The following is a 697-nucleotide window of genomic DNA, read 5'->3' as shown; positions in this document are numbered from 1 at the left end:
TGTCGTCGAAATTGATCTTTCCGGTCGAATCCAAAGGCACGGGCCAGACTCCTGACTTAGTCGAGCAGCTGATCGCCCCGGACCGCCGCGGAAGCGACGTGTTCCGGCAGGACCCGCCCGAACAGCTGTCTCGTCCGTTCCGGACTGCCGATGACCCCGGGGCGCTCGCTGTACGCGAAGATCGCGGAATGGCGGGCGACTGCCCCTTGAACACTACTCACGCGGTGCAGTGCGAAGCGCCCGCGAAACAGCTGAAGATCGCCAGGACGCAGAGTGAGTCGTCGGATCAGGTGATCCCCTTCGCCCGCGAGGACGGCACGGACGTCGTCGAAGTTCTCCGCCGACTCTGTACGGATGTTCGGACAATATTCGAAGACACCGCCGTCGGCCGCCTCCTGCGTGAGCATGCTGACGGTGTAGGCGTTGGTGTCGAAATGCCACGGATGCGAGCGGCCCGGTTCGATCACGTTGAGCACCAGGCCCGACAGCGGATCGGCGAGTTCGTGCAGCGCGGGGAGTTCGAAACAGTCGGCGACGAACCGCTGGAACTCGGGGCTCGTGTACAGCTGCTGGATGATCGCGTTCGCCGGGATCCGGTCGCGCGCCACGAAGGCGTTGCCGCGTTCCATGATCCTGCGGCCGGGGTGGTCCTCCGGTAGCGGAGTGTCGATGGCGATGTTGTAGGCGTTGACGCGTT

Annotated in this window: 1 protein-coding gene; it reads right to left on the bottom strand. The window is 64.4% G+C overall.

Going from position 1 to position 697, the window contains the following annotated elements; genetic code table 11:
- Window positions 1–56: 56 nt before the first annotated feature.
- Window positions 57–697 (bottom strand): HalD/BesD family halogenase (locus tag CFP71_RS41940; protein ID WP_093939414.1); only part of this gene is annotated, 641 nt, incomplete at its 5' end.

The organism is Amycolatopsis thailandensis (assembly GCF_002234405.1).
In the GTDB taxonomy this organism is placed as follows: Bacteria; Actinomycetota; Actinomycetes; order Mycobacteriales; family Pseudonocardiaceae; genus Amycolatopsis; species Amycolatopsis thailandensis.
The sequence above is the reverse complement of the archived record's forward strand: the minus strand, read 5'-3'. Positions and strand labels throughout refer to the sequence as shown.